Genomic DNA, 1291 nt, shown 5'->3' on the forward strand with positions numbered 1-1291 from the left:
GCAGCCAATGATACAAATGGAGACGGTTTTCCAGAAGCAGGAGAAACAGTTACATATACATTTAGTGTGAAAAACACAGGAAATATTAGATTGGAGAATGTAAAAATAAACGATTCGTATATTGGAGTAGTAAACCTTGCAATAGTGCCGAGCACACTTGATCCTGGACAAACTGGAAATGCCCAAGTAACATACACTATTACACAAATTGATATTCAAAATGGTGTAATTTACAATAGCGCACTTGGTCAAGGGAATACGCCACCTACAGTAGACGATCCTGATGGTACGACGGTTAATGATACTTCTAAGGATCCGACCAATCCGTCTACACCAGGAGATCCATATTATGACCCAACTTGTCCTGATTGTACTGTGGTACCATTGCCAAATAACCCAAAAATTGCAATTGTAAAAGAAATAGCTTCTTTTAGCGGAGATATTAATAATGCAAAAGTTGGCGATGTAATTAGTTATTTATTTACAGTTACTAATATCGGAAATACAGTATTGACGAATGTTAGAGTAACTGATCCAATGCCAGGATTATCGACTCCTTCATTAGATCCTGCCGATGTAGCAAATAGTACAGGAGATCTTGATGGTAACGGAAGTTTGGATTTACACGAAAAATGGCTTTATAGAGCGAACTATACCATTACGACAAGTGATATCGCTAAAGGAAAAGTGGTAAATCAAGCTTTAGCAGAAGCAACAGGACCTCCAACTCCTGTAGATCCAACGGGAAAAGATGTTTCAGATTTGTCTGATGGCTCTTCTCCAACAGGTGATGATCCAACGGTTCTTGACATAAACGGTTGCAAAGTGATTGCACACAATGCATTATCACCAAATGGAGATAGTAAAAATGATATTTTTAAAATAGATGGAATCGAATGCTATCCTCAAAATACAGTTGAGATTTATAACCGTTGGGGAGTAATAGTTTTCCATACAAACGGATATGATAATACAGCCAATGCGTTTAACGGTTATTCTAATGGTAGAGCAGTTGTAAAACAAAGTGCAGGATTGCCAACAGGAACTTATTATTACATTATAAAATATGTTGATTCTGATAGTAAAGAGCAGAGCTCTGCTGGCTACCTTTATTTGAGTATGCAATAAGATATCATTAAACAAAACTTAACTGGCTTCATCTATAAATGAAGCCAGTTTTTTTATAAATAATAAGCTCGTTTTGAGATTAATCGTTTTTTTTTCTAATATCGTAGTCAAATTGGAATCTAATGAACAAAGTATTAGTTACAGGCGGAAATGGAAACTTAGG

At 36.0% G+C, this 1291-nt stretch carries 1 protein-coding gene; it reads left to right on the forward strand.

The genetic code is table 11. The features are described 5' to 3' along the window. Window positions 1–1128: DUF7507 domain-containing protein (locus B3J44_RS22930; RefSeq protein ID WP_286971682.1), on the forward strand; the 1128-nt coding region annotated here is incomplete at its 5' end. Between the last annotated feature and the right edge of the window lie 163 nt (window positions 1129–1291).

Source organism: Flavobacterium sp. UBA4854, assembly GCF_002399805.1.
Taxonomy (GTDB): domain Bacteria; phylum Bacteroidota; class Bacteroidia; order Flavobacteriales; family Flavobacteriaceae; genus Flavobacterium; species Flavobacterium ginsengisoli.